Raw genomic sequence first — 18,027 nt, 5'->3', positions numbered from 1 at the left:
TACCACCGCCTCGTCCTCAGGCACCACCCCGCAAGGAGCCCCCGTATGACCGCCACCACGCTCGACCCGGCCACCGCGCTGATCGTCGTCGACCTCCAGAAGGGCATCGTGGGACTGCCCACCGCCCACCCCGCCGCCGAGGTCGTCGCCCGTGCCGAGACGCTCGCGGACGCCTTCCGGGCCAAGGGCCTCCCGGTCGTCCTGGTCCGGGTCACCGGGGGCGCCCCCGGCCGCACGGAAGGACCCGCCCGCTCCGGCGGTGCCCCGGCCGCCGACTGGGCCGAGATCGTCCCCGAACTGGGCCCGCGCGAGGACGACATCGTCGTCACCAAGCAGCAGTGGGGCGCCTTCTACGGCACCGACCTCGACCTCCGGCTGCGCCGCCGGGGCATCACCCAGGTCGTCCTGGCCGGCATCGCCACCAGCATCGGCGTGGAGTCCACCGCCCGCGCCGCGCACGAGCACGGCTACCACGTCACCCTCGCCACCGACGCCATGACCGACATGAGCGCCGAGGCCCACGACAACAGCCTCGCCCGGATCTTCCCGCGCCTGGGCGAGACCGACACCACGGACGCGATCGTCAAGCTGCTCGGCTGAGCCCGGACCGTGCGGCGGCCCGCTCCTCGGGGCGGGGCCGCCGCACGGCCGTACCGGCTCAGGACGAGGCGTCGCGGCGCCGGATCCGCCTGCCGCATCCGGTACTCGCCGGGTGCCACGCCCTCCGGCGGCACGAAGGCCGGCACCTCCCGCGCCCTGGCGTAGTCGAACGACACGTCCGTCACGAGATCGCGCACCACGGGGAAGGCCCGCGGTGGGGTGACCGTGCTCGTCTCGTCGCGGTCGAAGACCGACATCCGGGTCATGCGCATCGCTTTCCGGCCGCTGCCCGCACTCCGCCGCCCGGGTGAGCTTCGCGGGGGCGTCCGCCGTGTCCGCGTGCACTCCCGCGCGCGGGCGCCTTCAGTGGACGGACGGAATCAGTGTGATCAACTGCAAATGCCACCAAAACGCATCATCCGGCTCATTTGCGTAGGCAGGTGGGCCGGGCCGTCCCCGGAGGTAGTCAGTCATGTCCCACGTCGGCGTCCCGCGCGGGACATCCCGAAAGCGCCGCTCGCTCGCCCTGCTCACCACGGGGGTGCTCGCCCTCCCCGTCCTGGCCGGCTGCAGCGCGGACCACGACGACACCCCGGCCGCCACCGTCGTCCCGCAGGACATCGCCCCCGCCGCCCGCGCCCGCGTCGCCGACGGGGGCACGGTCACCTGGGCGATCGACGCGATGCCCGCCACCCTCAACGCCTTCCAGGCCGACGCCGACGCCGCCACCACCAGGATCACCGGCGCTCTGCTGCCCACCCTCTTCCCGCTCGACGCGACGGGCCGCCCCCAGCTCAACCCGGACTATCTGGAGTCCGCGAAGGTGGTCGAGACCGAGCCCCGGCAGGTCGTGCTCTACCGCCTCAACCAGCAGGCCGTCTGGAGCGACGGCCGGGAGATCGGCGCCCCCGACTTCGTCGCCCAGTGGCGCGCGCTGAGCGGCAAGGACTCCGCGTTCTGGACCGCCCGCAACGCCGGGTACGACCGCATCGAGAAGATCGAGCGCGGCGCCGACGACCTGGAGGTCAAGGTCACCTTCGCCAAGCCGTACGCGGACTGGCGCTCCCTCTTCTCCCCGCTCTACCCGAAGCAGGTCACCGGTTCCCCGGACGCCTTCAACGACGGGGCGCGCGCCACCCTCAAGGCCACCGCCGGCCCCTTCCGGCTGCGCGCGGTGGACAAGGAGGAGGGCTCCGTCACGCTGGCCCGCGACCCGCGCTGGTGGGGCTCCCGGGCCAAGCTGGACGAGCTGGTCTTCACAGCGGTCGGGCCGGAGGACCGGACCGAGGCGCTGACCGAGGGCACGGTCGACATCGCGGACGTCGACGCGGCCGTTGCCCACCGCATCACCCGGGCCGCCGGGGGCACCACCGCGGGCGCGCCGCCCGCCGCGGGCCCCGGCGCCGAGCTGACCCCGGCCGCCGCCCTGCGGTCCTGGGCGCTCGCGCACGGCTCCGACGAGGAGGCGGCCGAGGAGGCGCGGGCGGCCCGCGCCGAGCAGGCCGAGGCCGCCGAGGTGTACGCCGCCGAACAGAAGGAGCTGCGGGCCTATGTGGTCCGCAAGTCCCTGGAGCCCGCCTACACCCAGCTCGCGCTGAACGGCGAGTCCGGACCGCTCGCCGACGACCGGGTCCGGCGCGCCGTCGCCCGCGCCCTGGACCGCCGGCAACTCGTCGACCTGGTCCTGGGGCCGCTCGGCCTGCCCGCCCAGCCGCTCGGCAGCCATCTGGCCCTCGCCGGGCAGCCCGCGTACAAGGACAACAGCGAGGCGCTCGGCGGCCAGGACACCGAGAAGGCCCAGGCGCTGCTGGCCGCCGCCGGCTGGACCCGCGAGGGCGCGGCGAAGACGGACGGCACGAAGGCCGGCAGCGAGAGCGACCACCAGAAGGAGGAGGAGAAGGAGAAGGAGGAGAAGGACAGGAGCAAGGAGCAGGAGAAGGGCAGGGAGAAGGACGACGGCAAGCCCCGCACGGCGGCGGACGAGCCGTCGAAGGACGACGGCCTCTACATCGTCGGGGACGACGGCAAGCCCGGCGAGGGCCGGGACGCCGCGGCGCACGCGATCGCGCCCGCCCCCGCCGCCGCCCTTCAGGGCGAGGCCGTGCTCCGCCAGGCCGGCCGGCTCGGCGGGACCGGCACCTCCGAGGACGCGCCGTTCCGGGTCACCGCCCAGGACCGGCAGCCCGGCGGCGCGGCCGGTGCCTACGCCCCCGTCGGGACCGCCGCCCCGTCCCCGGCGGCCGACTCGGCGCGCGGGCCGCTCGGCAAGAACGGCAAGCCGCTGACCCTCCGCTTCGTCCTGCCGTCCGGACCCGGCTCGCAGTCCCTGCGCACCGTCGGGGACCGGATCGCCTCGATGCTCGACACCATCGGCATCCGTACCGTGATCACCAAGGTCTCCGACGACAGCTACTTCAAGGACCACATCGCCTCCGGCGACTACGACCTGGCGCTGTACTCCTGGCCGGCCACCGCCTACCCGGCCACCGACGACCGCCCCGTTTTCGCGAAGCCGGTGCCCGCCACCGACGGATCCCTGCTCGTCGAGCAGAACTACACCCGGGTGGGCACCGACCACATCGACCAGCTCTTCGACGAGGCCGTCTCGACCCTCGACGAGGAGGAGGCCCAGCGGCTGATGAAGCAGGCCGACGCCCGGATCTGGGCCGCCGCGGGGTCCATCCCCCTCTACCAGCGCCCGCAGCTGGTCGCGACCGGCCGGAACCTGGTCAACGCCGGGGCCTTCGGCCTCGGGACGCCGCACTACCAGGACATCGGGTTCAAGGCCCCGAAGGCCGCCCCAGCCCCCGCGCATCCCAAGAAGTAGCAGGTCAACGCTTGATCGAAAGCTCAGAAGCAGCTCAAGTCCCTTGCCCGCCGGCCTGCCGGCGGGCAAGGCTGTGCCCACCCGCCGACCCGGGTGACCACTCCGCCGCCTGCCAGGACCCGGGGCCCCAACCCCGAGGACCGCGCCGCGGAGTCCGCTCCGTCCCCCACCCCCCACGACGGAGCCGCGACTTCGGAGCCCCACCTCCGGAGTTGCCCGGCCGCCCGCCCTCCGGGGCCGCCCCGCTCAGGCGCCCCATGGCCGGTATCGCTTGCCCGGGAAGCCGCAGGGGCGGCAGGCCCGTACCATGGGAGGAGCCGTGGCGCGTCCGCCCGGCGGGCGTACGAGGACTCACGACCGACTAAGACGCCTGAATCCCCGATCCGAGAGAAGCGCAAGCCACCCATGCCCACGCGCCACGACATCCGTAACGTAGCCATCGTCGCCCACGTCGACCACGGCAAGACCACGCTGGTCGATGCCATGCTCAAGCAGGCCGGCTCCTTCGCCGCGCACGCTGCCGAGTCCCTCGACGACCGCATGATGGACTCGAACGACCTGGAGCGTGAGAAGGGCATCACGATCCTGGCCAAGAACACGGCCGTGAAGTACCACCCCAAGGATGGCGGCGACGTCATCACGATCAACATCATCGACACCCCCGGCCACGCCGACTTCGGCGGTGAGGTCGAGCGCGGCCTGTCGATGGTGGACGCGGTGGTGCTGCTGGTGGACGCCTCCGAGGGCCCGCTGCCGCAGACCCGCTTCGTGCTGCGCAAGGCGCTGACCGCCAAGCTGCCGGTCATCCTCTGCATCAACAAGACGGACCGGCCGGACTCCCGGATCGCCGAGGTCATCGACGAGACCTACGACCTCTTCCTGGACCTGGACGCCGACGAGGACCAGATCGAGTTCCCGATCGTCTACGCCTGCGCCCGTGACGGTGTCGCCTCGCTGACCAAGCCGGAGGACGGCACGGTCCCGCAGGACAGCACCAACCTGGAGCCGTTCTTCAACACCATCCTCTCCACCGTACCGGCCCCCGAGTACGACGAGGAGGCCCCGCTCCAGGCGCACGTCACCAACCTGGACGCCGACAACTTCCTCGGCCGTATCGCGCTCTGCCGGGTCGAGCAGGGCGAGCTGCGCAAGGGCCAGACGGTCACCTGGATCAAGCGCGACGGCACCCAGTCCAACGTCCGCATCACCGAGCTGCTGATGACCGAGGCGCTCACCCGCAAGCCGGCCGAGAAGGCCGGTCCGGGCGACATCTGCGCGATCGCCGGCATCCCGGACATCATGATCGGCGAGACCCTGGCCGACACCGAGAACCCGATCGCGCTGCCGCTGATCACGGTCGACGAGCCCGCCATCTCGATGACCATCGGTGCCAACACCTCGCCGCTCGTCGGCAAGGGCGGCAAGGGCCACAAGGTCACCGCCCGCCAGATCAAGGACCGCCTCGACCGCGAGCTGATCGGTAACGTCTCGCTGCGCGTCCTGGACACCGAGCGCCCCGACGCCTGGGAGGTCCAGGGCCGCGGTGAGCTGGCGCTCGCCATCCTGGTCGAGCAGATGCGCCGCGAGGGCTTCGAGCTGACCGTCGGCAAGCCCGAGGTCGTCACCAAGCAGATCGACGGCAAGACCCACGAGCCGATCGAGCGCATGACGATCGACTCGCCGGAGGAGCACCTCGGCGCCATCACGCAGCTGATGGCGACCCGCAAGGGCCGCATGGAGACCATGACGAACCACGGTTCGGGCTGGGTCCGCATGGAGTGGATCGTTCCGTCCCGCGGCCTCATCGGCTTCCGTACGGAGTTCCTGACCCAGACCCGCGGCACCGGCATCGCGCACTCCATCTTCGAGGGCCACGAGCCGTGGTTCGGCGAGCTGCGCACCCGTCACAACGGCTCGCTGGTCGCCGACCGCGCGGGCACGGTCACGCCGTTCGCCATGGTCAACCTCCAGGAGCGCGGCGTCATCTTCACCGAGGCCGGCACCGAGGTCTACGAAGGCATGATCATCGGCGAGAACTCGCGCGCCGACGACATGGACGTGAACATCACCAAGGAGAAGAAGCTCACCAACATGCGCGCGGCCTCCGCGGACACCACGGAGAACGTGGTCCCGGCCCGCAAGCTGTCGCTGGAGCAGTCCCTGGAGTTCTGCCGCGACGACGAGTGCATCGAGGTGACCCCGGAGACCGTGCGTATCCGCAAGGTCGTCCTGGACCAGAAGGACCGCGGTCGCGCCGCCTCGCGCGCCAAGCACAACTGACCCGCCACCGGTAGGCCGTTTCCGGCCGACGATCCGTCAGCGTCAGGCATTGCAGAAGCCCAGGGCCCTCACAGACACTGTGGGGGCCCTGCGCCGTGGTCAAGCGATTTTGCCTCCACTCGTCCACGATGTGAGACACATCCGTTCGATTATCGGAGGTAGCTCTCCGAAACGTGTGTTAACAGTCCGTTTCGGGGGTGTCTGTCTGGGATCAGTTTGTCCGGATTTTGATCCTTGGTGCCGGTGGATGTTGTCAAACCGAGACCCTTTAAGTGTGGTTTACGGCCCAGTCGTACTTAATAGTTGGCTCCATTGAGCTCGGGTCAATGGGTCACGCACTGTGGGGAGTGCCGACTCACGAGCACACTAAGGGCACTGAAACGATCACCGTCAGGGGTGTCGGTGATTCGACCCAGTGCCCTTCTTGTAGTCAAAAGTGGACTCATGAGGAGGAAACCCATGCGTGGTGCCAAGAGCGCCAAGTGGGTCGCGGGAGCGGCCATCATCGCCCTGGCTGCGACTGCCTGTGGCGGCGGCGACGACGACGCCGACAAGGGCAAGGGCAGCGCCAAGGGCGCTGTCAACGCCGACGGCATCTTCTCCGTCGAGGTCGGTGAGCCGCAGAACCCGCTGCAGCCGGCCAACACGATGGAGTCGAACGGCAGCATCGTCACCGACGCGATCTTCTCGCAGCTGGTCGACTACGACCCGTCCGGCAAGCTTGAGATGATCAACGCCGAGTCCGTTGACACCAAGGACTCCAAGCTCTGGACGGTCAAGCTCAAGAAGGACTGGAAGTTCCACGACGGCACCCCCGTCACCGCCGAGTCCTACATCAAGGCGTGGAACTGGGCCGCCAACAGCAAGAACAACCAGACCAACGCGTCCTGGTTCGGCGACATCAAGGGCTTCAGCGACGTCCACCCCGACGACGCCAAGGCCAAGCCGAAGTCGGACGTCATGTCCGGTCTGAAGAAGGTGGACGACTACACGTTCACCATCGAGCTGAACGCCCCGCTGCCGTACTTCGCGTACAAGCTCGGCTACACGGTCTTCTCGCCGCTGCCCGAGTCCTTCTACGCGGACCCGAAGGCCGCCGGTGAGAAGCCGGTCGGCAACGGCGCTTACAAGTTCGTCAGCTGGGACCACAAGAAGCAGATCAAGGTCGTCCGTAACGACGACTACAAGGGTCTCGACAAGGCGAAGAACGGTGGTGTGATCTTCAAGAACTACACCACCCTGGAGACCGCCTACGAGGACCTGAAGTCGGGCAACGTCGACGTGCTGCGCCAGATCGGCCCGAAGGACCTCCCGGTCTACCGGTCCGACCTCGGTGACCGCGCCGTGGACAAGCCGTACTCCGCGATCCAGACGATCGCCGTGGCGTTCTACACGGACCAGTTCAAGAAGATCGACCCCAAGGTCATCCAGGGTCTGTCGATGGGCATCGACCGCGCCACGATCACCAAGACGGTGCTCCAGGGCACCCGTGAGCCCGCCACCGGCTGGGTCGCGCAGGGCGTGCTCGGCTTCCAGAAGGACGCCACGGGCGACGTCACCAAGTACGACCCGGCGAAGGCCAAGCAGCTCATCAAGGACGGCGGCGGCGTCCCGGGCAACAAGATCTCGATCCAGTTCAACGCCGACGGCGGCCACAAGGAATGGGTCGAGGCGGTCTGCAACAGCATCACGCAGGCGACCGGCGTCGCGTGCGTGGGCGACTCGAAGGCCGACTTCCAGGCCGACACCAACGCCCGTGACGCCAAGCAGGTCAAGTCCCTGTACCGCTCCGGCTGGGTGCTCGACTACCCGGTGAACGCGAACTTCATCTCGGACCTGTTCCGTACCGGTGCCGCCGGTAACCAGGGTGACTTCTCGAACAAGGGCCTGGACGCGGAGATCAAGAAGGCCGACTCCGCCGCCTCCCTCGACGAGTCCGTCGCGGCCTACCAGAAGATCGAGAAGGAGCTGGTGAACTACATGCCCTCCATCCCGCTCTGGTACTACAAGGTCAACGCCGGCTACTCGGAGAAGGTCCAGAACGTGGACTACGCGCAGGACGGCGACCCGATCCTCACCCAGATCGAAGTCAAGAAGTAACCACACCTACGTAGTCCGCGCGCAGACGCGCGGCCGCCGCTGACGAGCGGTCCGCGTCTGCCCGCACGGCAGTGGCCGGGGGGCCCTTCCACGTGTCCGACGACCCCACAGGGGGAGCCGGAGCGGGGGAGGGCCCGTCGGCTGCCGCCTGCCTATTACATGGAGGCATGATGGGGCGCTATGTCGCACGACGACTGCTCCAGATGATCCCGGTCTTCCTCGGGACAACGCTGCTGATCTTCCTGATGGTCTACACGCTGCCCGGCGACCCCGTGCGCGGGCTCTTCGGGGACAAGGGAGTGGACCCGGCGACCCTGGCGAGACTCCGCCACGAGAAGGGTCTGGATCTTCCGATTCTGCAGCAGTACTGGAATTACATGACAGGCATCGTCCTGCATTTCGATTTCGGTGAGCAGATAGCCAGTGGGCGTCCCGTCACGGACGTGCTCGGCGACGCGTTCCCCGTCACCCTCCGGCTGGCCGGCATGGCGTTCGTCATCGAGATCGTCATCGGCATCGCGCTCGGTGTCGTCGCCGGTCTGCGCGCCGGCCGGCTGACCGACAACGTGATCCTCGTCTTCACGCTGCTGATCATCTCGATCCCGGTCTTCGTCCTCGGCTTCATCGTCAAGACGGTCTTCGCCTTCCAGCTCGGCTGGATCGACCCGAACGTCTCGGGCGACGCCAAGTGGGGCGAACTCCTGGCGCCCGCCATCGTGCTGGGCTCCCTCTCCCTCGCCTACATCGCGCGGCTCACCCGTACGACGATGGCCGAAAACCTGCGCTCCGACTACATGCGCACCGCCATCGCCAAGGGTCTGCCCAAGCGCCGCATCGTGGGCGTGCACCTGATGCGCAACTCGCTGATTCCCGTCATCACCTTCCTCGGCACGGACCTGGGCGCCCTCATGGGCGGCGCGGTCGTCACCGAGGGCCTCTTCAACGTCAAGGGCGTCGGCGGCACGATCTACGAGTCCATCGTCAAGCGCGAGGGCACGACGCTCGTCGGCCTCGTGACCATCCTGGTGCTCGTGTATCTCCTCATGAGCCTCATAGTCGACCTGCTGTACGCGGTCCTGGACCCGAGGATCCGTTATGCCTGACGTGACCAAGACCGCTCCCGCGCCCGAGGACGCCACCCCCGCCGTGGACCCGTCGGCGCCCGTGAAGGCCGACAAGGCCCGCAGCCTGTGGGGCGACGCCTGGCGTGACCTGCGCTCCAACTGGTACTTCATCATCTCCTCGGTGCTGATCGTCATCCTCGTCGTGATGGCGATCTTCCCGGGCCTGTTCACCAGCGCCTCGCCGACCTCCGCCGACCTGGTGCACCACTACCTGGGCAAGCCGGAGCTGGGCAAGATCGGCTCCGAGGGCTGGCTCGGCTACGACGGCCAGGGCCACAGCGTCTACGCCCGCGTCATCTACGGCACCCGGGCCTCGGTCACCGTCGGCATCTGCGTGACGATCCTCGTGACGATCTTCGGCGGACTGATCGGCATGCTCGCCGGTTACTTCGGCGGCTGGGTCGACGCGCTGCTCGCCGGCTTCTTCACCAACGTCTTCCTCGGCATCCCCTTCCTCCTGGGTGCCATGGTCGTGCTCCAGTCCTTCACCGACCGGACGATCTGGGTGGTCATCTTCGCCCTGGCGTTCCTCGGCTGGACGCAGATCGCGCGTGTCATGCGTGGCGCGGTGATCGTGATCAAGCAGTCGGACTACGTGCAGGCCGCCAGGGCGCTGGGCGCGGGCACCGGCCGGATCCTCTTCCGGCACATCCTGCCCAACGCCATGGCCCCCGTGATCGTCGTCGCCACCATCTCCCTCGGCGTCTACATCTCGGCCGAGGCGACCCTGTCCTACCTGGGTCTCGGTCTGGCCGCGCCGACCGTCTCCTGGGGCATGGACATCTCGGGTGGCGCGGCTCAGATCCGCGTCGCGCAGCACATCCTGCTGTACCCGTCGATCATGCTCAGCATCACCGTTCTGGCGTTCATCATGCTCGGCGAAGCCGTCCGCAACGCCCTCGACCCCAAGTCGCGATAAGGAGGGCGAACGTGACCACCATCGACAAGACGGCCTCAGTCCCGTCCCCGCGCTCGGGTGACGACTACGTCGGCCCGCTGCTCGAAGTCCGTGATCTGCACGTGGAGTTCCACACCCGCGACGGTGTGGCCAAGGCGGTCAACGGAGTCAACTACAGCGTGAACGCCGGGGAGACCCTCGCCGTTCTCGGTGAGTCCGGCTCCGGCAAGTCCGTGACGGCGCAGGCCATCATGGGCATCCTCGACATGCCGCCCGGCAAGATCCCGCAGGGCGAGATCATGTTCCGCGGCCAGGACATGCTCAAGATGTCCTACGAGGAGCGCCGCAGGATCCGCGGCCAGAAGATCGCGATGATCTTCCAGGACGCGCTGTCCTCGCTGAACCCGGTCCTCACCGTCGGCTACCAGCTCGGCGAGATGTTCCGGGTCCACCAGGGCCTGTCCAAGAAGGAAGCCCGCGCCAAGGCCATCGAGCTGATGGACCAGGTGAAGATCCCGGCCGCCGCGGCCCGGGTCTCGGACTACCCGCACCAGTTCTCCGGCGGTATGCGCCAGCGCATCATGATCGCCATGGCGCTGGCCCTGGAGCCGGACCTGATCATCGCGGACGAGCCGACCACCGCACTCGACGTGACCGTCCAGGCGCAGGTCATGGACCTGCTCGCGGAGCTCCAGCGCGAGTACAACATGGGCCTGATCCTCATCACCCACGACCTGGGTGTCGTCGCGGACGTCGCCGACAAGATCGCGGTGATGTACGCCGGCCGGATCGTCGAGACCGCTCCGGTGCACGAGATCTACAAGCGCCCCGCACACCCGTACACCAAGGGTCTGCTGGCGTCGATCCCGCGCCTGGACCAGAAGGGCCAGGAGCTCTTCGCGATCAAGGGTCTGCCGCCCAACCTGCTCAACGTGCCCTCGGGCTGCGCGTTCAACCCGCGCTGCACGGCCGCGCAGGACATCTGCCGTACGGACGTCCCGGTGCTCAGCCCGGTGACCGAGAAGGACGGCACCGAGCTGGCCGGCCGCGGCAGCGCCTGCCACTTCTGGAAGGAGACGATCCATGGCTGACATCAAGAAGGATTCCGTGGACGCCACCCCCAACGTCACCGAAGTGGAGACCGTCGACGCGGCCACCGAGGAGGAGGCCGTCGCCGCCATCGACGCGCCCGTCTCGCAGGGCGAGCCGATCCTCCAGGTCCGCAACCTGGTCAAGCACTTCCCGCTGACCCAGGGCATCCTGTTCAAGAAGCAGGTCGGCGCGGTCAAGGCCGTGGACGGCATCTCGTTCGACCTGTACGCGGGCGAGACGCTCGGCATCGTCGGTGAATCCGGCTGCGGCAAGTCCACCGTCGCCAAGCTGCTGATGACGCTGGAGCGGGCCACCGCGGGCGAGGTCTTCTTCAAGGGCCAGGACATCACCAAGCTGTCCGGCCGCGCGCTGAAGGCCGTGCGCCGCAACATCCAGATGGTGTTCCAGGACCCGTACACCTCGCTGAACCCGCGCATGACGGTCGGCGACATCATCGGGGAGACCTTCGAGATCCACCCCGAGGTGGCTCCCAAGGGCGACCGGCGCCGCAAGGTCCAGGACCTCCTGGACGTGGTCGGGCTCAACCCGGAGTACATCAACCGCTATCCGCACCAGTTCTCCGGCGGCCAGCGCCAGCGCATCGGCATCGCCCGCGGCCTCGCGCTCAACCCGGAGATCATCATCTGCGACGAGCCGGTCTCCGCGCTCGACGTGTCGGTGCAGGCGCAGGTCATCAACCTGATGGAGAAGCTCCAGGACGAGTTCAAGCTCTCCTACGTCTTCATCGCGCACGACCTGTCGATCGTCCGGCACATCTCGGACCGGGTCGGCGTCATGTACCTCGGCAAGATGGCCGAGATCGGTACGGACACGCAGATCTACGACCACCCGACGCACCCCTACACCCAGGCGCTGCTGTCGGCGGTCCCGGTCCCCGACCCGGACGCCCGCGAGGGCCGCGAGCGGATCATCCTCACCGGCGACGTCCCGTCCCCGGCCAACCCGCCGTCGGGCTGCCGCTTCCGCACCCGCTGCTGGAAGGCCCAGGACAAGTGCGCCACGGAGATGCCGCTCCTGGCCATCCCGGAGCGCTTCAAGTCGGCCGACACCCCCGCCGCCCACGAGTCGGCGTGCCACTTCGCCGAGGAGAAGGACGTGGTGGGCGCGGCCTGACGCGTCCACCGGGCCCTCCCGGCACACCGGACCCCCGACGCCCGCAAGGGCGCCGGGGGTCCGGTGTTTCCCGCGGAGGGGCTACTTGTACTGGATGGCCCAGAGGTTGTTGTTGCGCTTGACCGGGGCGATGTTGTTGCTCTTCTTCCAGACCTTGCTCTTCTTGCAGCCGGTGGAGACGGGGATCATGCGGTACTTGGTCACGCTGAAGCCCTTGGCCTCGTGGTACATCATCAGCCGGCCGCGGGTCTTGCCCTTCTTCTTGGCGACCTTGGCGGAGTAGGTCCAGGTGTCGGACTTCGACCAGGTCTTGCCGACGGAGACGCTGAAGGACGTCGACGCCTTGGCGAAGATCACGCCGGCCTCGGCGCCGATGGTGGCCGTCCCGGTGGCGGTCCAGGAGCCGGTCTTGTTCTTGGCGTAGCTGATGGTCACGCCCGGTCTCGCCCAGTCGCTGTGGACCTGGGTGGCGCGCCAGACGGTCTTCTTGTCGCCGATCGAGTAGATCGGCGTGTCGTCGCACTTGACCCGGGCCGACGCCGGGGCCGCGGCGCCGGCGACGACTCCCGCACCGAGCAGTGCGGTGGTGATAACGGTACTGATGACGCGCTTCACGCGGATCCTCCTGGAATGCGGGCTTTCCTGTGCGCTGCGCGTCACACGTTATGAGCCAATTACCGTGTGGCAAAGGGGACTTGAGGGACTGTTGAGCATTGGGATGAGGAAGTGCCCATTCCGTCCCGGACCGGTCACGACGGCGTCCCGAAGGGCCCGTCCCCGCAACGCGAAGGCGCCCGGAACCATCGGGTTCCGGGCGCCTCTCCCCGTACCCGGGGAACAGGGCTCGCAGGGGCTCGGGTCAACAGGCCGGCGCGTCCTATTCCTTCTTCGGGCCGGGCAGCGGGCCGGCGGGCGCCGTGCGTGCCGTCGGTACGGCCGTGGCGGCGGCGCTGGGCTCCTCCGGGTAGTGGCAGGCGGTCAGATGGCCCTCACGGCCGCCCTGGACCCGCACCAGCGGCGGCTCCTCGGTCGCGCAGGTGTCGGTCGCCTTCCAGCAACGGGTGCGGAAGCGACAGCCCGACGGCGGGTTGACGGGGGAGGGGACGTCCCCGGTGAGCCGGACCCGCTCGATGACCGGCTCGTCCTCGGCGGTGGGCTCGGGGACGGCGGAGAGCAGCGCCCGGGTGTACGGGTGGCGGGGGCTGCCGTACAGGTCCTCGCGGTCCGCGATCTCCACGATCCGGCCGAGGTACATCACGGCCACCCGCTGCGAGAAGTGCCGCACGATCGCCAGATCGTGGGCGATGAAGAGGAACGCGATCCCCAGCTCCTCGCGGAGCTTCTGGAGCAGGTTCACCACCTGCGCCTGGATCGACACGTCCAGCGCCGAGACCGGCTCGTCCGCGACGATCAGCTTCGGCTCCAGGGCCAGCGCGCGGGCCACCCCGATGCGCTGGCGCTGGCCGCCGGAGAACTCGTGCGGGAAGCGGTTGTAGTGCTCCGGGTTGAGCCCGACGGTCTCCAGCAACTCCCGGACCCGGGCCTCCCGGCCGCCGGGCGGCTCGATGCCGTTGATCTCCATCGGCGCGGCGACGATCTTGCCGACCGTCTGGCGCGGGTTCAGCGAGGCGTAGGGGTCCTGGAAGATCATCTGGATCTCGGACCGGATCGGGGCCAGCTCCTTGCGGGAGGCGTGGGTGATGTCCTGCCCCCGGTAGGAGATCCGGCCCCGGGTCGGCTCCAGCAGCCGGGTGATCAGCCGGCCCGTCGTCGACTTGCCGCAGCCGGACTCGCCGACCAGGCCCAGGCTCTCGCCCGCGCCGATCGTGAAGTCCAGACCGTCCACGGCCTGGACGGCCCCGATCGTCCGCCGGATCGGGAACCCGCCCTTGATGGGGAAGTGCTTGGTGAGCCCGGAGACTTCCAGGAGGGGACCGGTGCTGCTCATCGTAGGGAAATCCCGTCTCTTGTACGTCAGTTGGGCCGGATGGCGGCGAGTTCGGCGAAGAACCCGGTGCGCTGCTGCGCGGTCAGGTGGCAGGCGGCCCCGCGTCCGTCCACCACGTCGAGCGGCGGCTGCTCGCTCGCGCAGCGCCCCCCGCCCACCTGCTCGGTGAAGGTGCACCGGGGGTGGAAACGGCATCCCGTCGGAGGGTTGAGCAGGCTCGGCGGGGTGCCGGGGATCGGTGAGAGCGGCACGTCCAGCGGGCCCCGGAGGCTCGGCATGGAGCCCAGCAGACCCCAGGTGTACGGATGCTGCGGAGCGCGCAGCACCTGCTCCTTGGTCCCGCGCTCCACGCACCGCCCGCCGTACATCACCAGCACGTCGTCCGCGATGTCGGCGATGACCCCGAGATCGTGCGTGATGAAGACGATCGAGGTGCCGAACTCCTGCTGGAGGTCCTTGAGCAGGTCCATGATCTGGGCCTGGACGGTGACGTCGAGCGCGGTGGTGGGCTCGTCCGCGATCAGCAGCGCCGGGTCGCAGACCAGCGACATGGCGATCATCGCGCGCTGGCGCATGCCGCCGGAGAACTGGTGCGGATAGTCGTCCACCCGCAGGTCCGGCTGCGGGATGCCCACCTTGGTGAGCATCTCCACGGCCCGCGCCCGCGCCTCGCGCTTGGAGGCCCCGGTGTGCTTGCGGTACGCCTCCCCGATCTGCCGGCCGATCGTGTGGTACGGCGACAGCGAGGCCAGCGCGTCCTGGAAGATCATGGCCATCCTGTTGCCGCGCAGCCGCTCCAGCTCCCGCTCCGACGCGGTCAGCAGGTCCTTGCCGTCGAGCAGGATCTCGCCCTCGATCTCGGTGTGGTCGGGATCGTGCAGCCCCAGCACGGACAGGTTGGTGACCGACTTGCCGGAGCCGGACTCGCCGACGATGCCGAGGGTCTTGCCCTTCTCCACGTCGAAGGAGAGACCGTCGACGGCCTTGACGACGCCGTCCTCGGTCGAGAAGTGGACGTGCAGGTCCTTGACGGACAGAAGCGGGGGCTGCTGGTCGGTGCTCGTCACGGGGACGCTCCAGGGGATGGTGCGGGAGGCAGGGGTGGGCCGGAACGGGGGAGCGGGGTCAGGCGAGGCGGATCCGGGGGTCGATGAGGCCGTAGACGGCGTCCACGACGATGTTGGCGAAGACGATCGCCCCGGCGGCGACGACGGTGACGCCGAGCAGCATGGGCAGATCGCTCCGGTCGACCGACTGCACCGACAACTGCCCCAGCCCCTGGAGGCTGAAGGTGGCCTCGGTGATGATGGCCCCGCCGATCAGGGTGCCCAGGTCGATGCCGAAGATCGTGACGATCGGACCCATCGCCCCGCGCCAGGCGAAGCGGAAGAACACCGACCGCCGCGACAGGCCCTTCGCCCGCGCGGTGCGCACATAGTCCTCGCTGAGCTGTTCGACCAGTTGCGAGCGGGTCATGCGGGTGTAGTTCGCCGTGAAGATGATCGACAGCACCAGCCAGGGGAGCAGCAGCCCCGAGGCCCATTTCGCCGGGTTCTCGGTGAACGGGGTGTACGAGGGCTGCTCCAGCAGGTTCATCTGCTGGACCAGCAGGAACATCGCGATGTAGCCGACGAAGTAGATCTGGAGCGAGGAGCCCAGCAGCGAGAGCGAGCTGGCGATCTTGTCCAGCGCCTTGCCGTGCTTGACCGCGGCCAGCATGCCCGCGCCGACGCCGAAGACCACGAAGAAGACGGCCGCGCCCAGCGCCAGGGAGAGGGTCAGCGGCAGCCGGTCCATGATCGTGCCGAAGACGGGCTGGCGGTTGGTGAAGGAGTAGCCGAGGCAGGGGGCCGGGCAGTGGCCGTAGTTCCCGTAGTCGCGGCCCAGGAAGATCCCGGTCAGCCAGTGCCAGTACTGGACGGGCATCGGATCGGCGATCCCCAGGTTCTGCTTGATCTGGGTGAGCAGTTCCGGGGTGCAGACCTTGCCGCAGGCGAGCCGCGCGGGGTCGCGGGGGATCGCGTAGAAGAGGTAGAAGGTGAGGGCGCTGATGATCAGCAGGATGACGAGAGCGCCGGTCACGCGGCGGATCAGGAAGCGAAACATGGGCCGTGGCTTTCCGGGTGCGGCGCCGTCGCCGAGGTGGGTGGACGGGAGGGGTGCCGGGGTCGGGCACCCCCGGGGCCGTGGCGGGGGAGGACGCCCGGTCGAGGCGCCCTCCCCCGCGGGAGTGCTACGGCATGGCGAACAGCTTGGTGATGGCGATGCCGGTGTTGCCGGAGTCGTAGACCATGCCGCCGACCTTGGAGCCGTGCAGCCAGTTGCGGATCGGCCAGTAGTCGGGCACGCAGGCCGCGAGCTCCATGATCTGGCGGTCGATCGCGCCCCACGCCTTGTTGGCCTCGTCGACGTCGGTGATCTTCGCGGCGGCGTCGATGGCGCGGTTGACGCTCGCGTCGTTCAGCTGCGGCCAGTTGGAGGCGCCGTCGGCGATGACCCGGCCGTCGAAGGTCGGCTGGAGGGCGGTGTAGCCGCCCGGCCAGTCCGCCGACCAGCCGGCCGCGAACATGTCGAAGTGGTTGTCGATCTGGGCGATCTGGCTGTAGAAGGAGGTCTTGTCGACCTGCTTGGTCACCACGTCGAAGCCGGCCTTGGTCAGCGCCGCCTTGATCGCGACGGCCTGCTTGACCTGGTTGTCGGACTGCTGGAAGGCGATGACGATCTTCTGGCCCTCCTTGCCGGCCTCCTTCAGCAGCGCCTTGGCCTTCTCCGGGTCGCCCGCGGGCTTGGCCTTCTTGCCGTAGATGTCGAAGTCGGCGTGGCCCGGGGTGAGCGGGCTGATGATCGTGGTGGCGATCTCCGAGGAGGCCGCGCCGCCGCGGATCAGCTGGGTCTGCTGCGCGGGCCAGGCGTAGTTGAGCGCCTGGCGGACCTTGACGTCGGTGATGCGCTTGGTGTTGATCGCGTAGTAGTACGTCGCGGCGTCGAGGTGGGTGAGGACCCGCTTCTTCAGCGCCGGGTCGCCCAGGACCTTCTGGATGCGCTCGGGGGCGATCTCGTTGAGCATCGACAGGGTGTGCTGGTCGTTGCCCTGGTCGGCGATGTAGCGGTCCGTGGACGCCAGCGACTGGAAGCCGAACTGGAGCAGGAACTTGTCCGGGTACGCGTTGCGGATCGGGTCCGTCGCCGGGTCCCAGTGCTCGTTGCGGGAGAGCGCCATCGACTTGCCGATCTTCCGGCTGTCGATCTTGTACGGGCCGCAGGAGAAGGGCTGCTTGTCGTAGTCCTCCTTGGTGTCCTTCGCCTTCGGGACCATGGAGAACGCGCGCATGCCCAGGGTGAAGTTGAAGTCGCCGCGGGCCTCGGTGAGGTGGAAGGTGACCGTGCGGCCCTGGATCTCGATCGAGTCGAGGTGCTTGCCCTCGTAGGGGCCCTTGTACTTGTCGCCGCCGACCAGCCACTGCTGCGGGTAGCGCGGGCCGAAGGTGACGAACTTGGCGAAGAGCCGCTCGAAGGTGTGGCGGACGTCGTCCATCGAGATGTCGGTGCCGTCCTGCCACTTCACGCCCTCCTTGAGCGTGAACGACCAGGTCTTGCCGCCGTCCTTGGTGGTGCCCGCGTCCGTGGCGAGGTCGCCGACCAGGGTGGTCGTCCCGTCCATGGCGACCTTGTAGCCGACCAGGCCGCGCATGAAGAGCGGGGTCAGATAGCCCTCGTACGAGGACCAGATCTGCGCCGGGTCCAGGTGGTCGCAGTCGATCTGGTCCATCGTGTAGATGGTGCCGCCCTTGACGGCGCCCGGGACCTCGGGGGCCGGGCCGGTGGAGTCGGCCTTGGTGCCGACCAGGATCGCGTCCTTCTTGGCGCCGCTGACCTTGGGCGCCTTGGACGTGCCGCCCTTTCCGCCGCCGCCCGCGTCACCGCTGCTGCACGCGCTCAGGAGGGTGGTGGAGGCGGCGGCCACCCCGGTGGCTATCACGAAGTTTCTGCGGGAGAAGGACATGGCGGATCGATCCTTAGGGTC

13 protein-coding genes and 1 pseudogene are annotated in these 18,027 nt (G+C 68.8%); 8 read left to right on the top strand and 6 right to left on the bottom strand.

From position 1 onward, the window contains the following. Positions 1–45: 45 nt before the first annotated feature. The gene (locus ACWCXC_RS09680) at positions 46–600 is read left to right on the top strand and encodes an isochorismatase family protein (RefSeq protein WP_450887790.1); all 555 of its coding nucleotides are present in this window, start codon (positions 46–48) and stop codon (positions 598–600) included. Between the two features lie 83 nt (positions 601–683). On the opposite strand, the pseudogene ACWCXC_RS09675 reads toward ACWCXC_RS09680, so the two are convergent. Beyond that, positions 684–866 (bottom strand): annotated as a pseudogene (locus tag ACWCXC_RS09675) (succinate dehydrogenase/fumarate reductase iron-sulfur subunit); the annotation flags it as partial. 206 nt (positions 867–1,072) lie between these two features. On the opposite strand from ACWCXC_RS09675, the gene ACWCXC_RS09670 reads away from it, so the two are divergent. The 7 genes from ACWCXC_RS09670 to ACWCXC_RS09640 all read left to right on the top strand — a co-directional run bounded on the left by ACWCXC_RS09670 (position 1,073) and on the right by ACWCXC_RS09640 (position 12,055). Beyond that, positions 1,073–3,427 carry an ABC transporter family substrate-binding protein gene (locus tag ACWCXC_RS09670; protein WP_450887788.1) on the top strand — a complete coding sequence of 785 codons (2,355 nt, stop codon included), beginning with the start codon at positions 1,073–1,075 and terminating at the stop codon, positions 3,425–3,427. Between the two features lie 405 nt (positions 3,428–3,832). Next, complete coding sequence (gene typA / locus ACWCXC_RS09665) at positions 3,833–5,707, top strand: translational GTPase TypA (protein WP_383634564.1); 1,875 nt, start codon at positions 3,833–3,835, stop codon at positions 5,705–5,707. Positions 5,708–6,166: 459 nt separating this feature from the next. After that, complete coding sequence (locus ACWCXC_RS09660; RefSeq protein WP_450685117.1) at positions 6,167–7,807, top strand: peptide ABC transporter substrate-binding protein; 1,641 nt, start codon at positions 6,167–6,169, stop codon at positions 7,805–7,807. 170 nt (positions 7,808–7,977) lie between these two features. Beyond that, on the top strand, positions 7,978–8,910 hold the full coding sequence (locus ACWCXC_RS09655) for an ABC transporter permease (RefSeq protein WP_383635400.1): 933 nt from the start codon (positions 7,978–7,980) through the stop codon (positions 8,908–8,910). Continuing rightward, positions 8,903–9,850 carry an ABC transporter permease gene (locus ACWCXC_RS09650; RefSeq protein WP_450685118.1) on the top strand — a complete coding sequence of 316 codons (948 nt, stop codon included), beginning with the start codon at positions 8,903–8,905 and terminating at the stop codon, positions 9,848–9,850. The genes ACWCXC_RS09655 and ACWCXC_RS09650 overlap by 8 nt, the downstream gene beginning before the upstream one ends. Positions 9,851–9,861: 11 nt before the next feature. Next, positions 9,862–10,920: an ABC transporter ATP-binding protein gene (locus ACWCXC_RS09645; RefSeq protein WP_450685119.1), complete on the top strand. Its 1,059-nt coding sequence runs from the start codon at positions 9,862–9,864 to the stop codon at positions 10,918–10,920. Then, on the top strand, positions 10,913–12,055 hold the full coding sequence (locus ACWCXC_RS09640; protein WP_450685120.1) for an ABC transporter ATP-binding protein: 1,143 nt from the start codon (positions 10,913–10,915) through the stop codon (positions 12,053–12,055). The genes ACWCXC_RS09645 and ACWCXC_RS09640 overlap by 8 nt, the downstream gene beginning before the upstream one ends. Before the next feature lie 81 nt (positions 12,056–12,136). Here ACWCXC_RS09640 and ACWCXC_RS09635 read toward each other — a convergent pair whose 3' ends face one another. The 5 genes from ACWCXC_RS09635 to ACWCXC_RS09615 form a co-directional block, all read right to left on the bottom strand. Then, positions 12,137–12,670 carry a hypothetical protein gene (locus ACWCXC_RS09635; protein ID WP_450887785.1) on the bottom strand — a complete coding sequence of 178 codons (534 nt, stop codon included), beginning with the start codon at positions 12,668–12,670 and terminating at the stop codon, positions 12,137–12,139. A gap of 262 nt (positions 12,671–12,932) precedes the next feature. Next, the gene (locus ACWCXC_RS09630; protein ID WP_450685122.1) at positions 12,933–14,003 is read right to left on the bottom strand and encodes an ABC transporter ATP-binding protein; all 1,071 of its coding nucleotides are present in this window, start codon (positions 14,001–14,003) and stop codon (positions 12,933–12,935) included. Between the two features lie 26 nt (positions 14,004–14,029). Next, positions 14,030–15,070 carry an ABC transporter ATP-binding protein gene (locus ACWCXC_RS09625; RefSeq protein ID WP_450887783.1) on the bottom strand — a complete coding sequence of 347 codons (1,041 nt, stop codon included), beginning with the start codon at positions 15,068–15,070 and terminating at the stop codon, positions 14,030–14,032. 58 nt (positions 15,071–15,128) lie between these two features. Further along, positions 15,129–16,109, bottom strand: coding sequence for an ABC transporter permease (locus ACWCXC_RS09620; RefSeq protein ID WP_450685124.1), 981 nt, complete (start codon positions 16,107–16,109; stop codon positions 15,129–15,131). Between the two features lie 127 nt (positions 16,110–16,236). After that, complete coding sequence (locus ACWCXC_RS09615) at positions 16,237–18,006, bottom strand: ABC transporter substrate-binding protein (RefSeq protein WP_450685125.1); 1,770 nt, start codon at positions 18,004–18,006, stop codon at positions 16,237–16,239. Positions 18,007–18,027 lie beyond the last annotated feature (21 nt).

The organism is Streptomyces sp. NPDC001515, from assembly GCF_053597115.1.
This window is presented reverse-complemented; position numbering and strand designations above follow the sequence as displayed.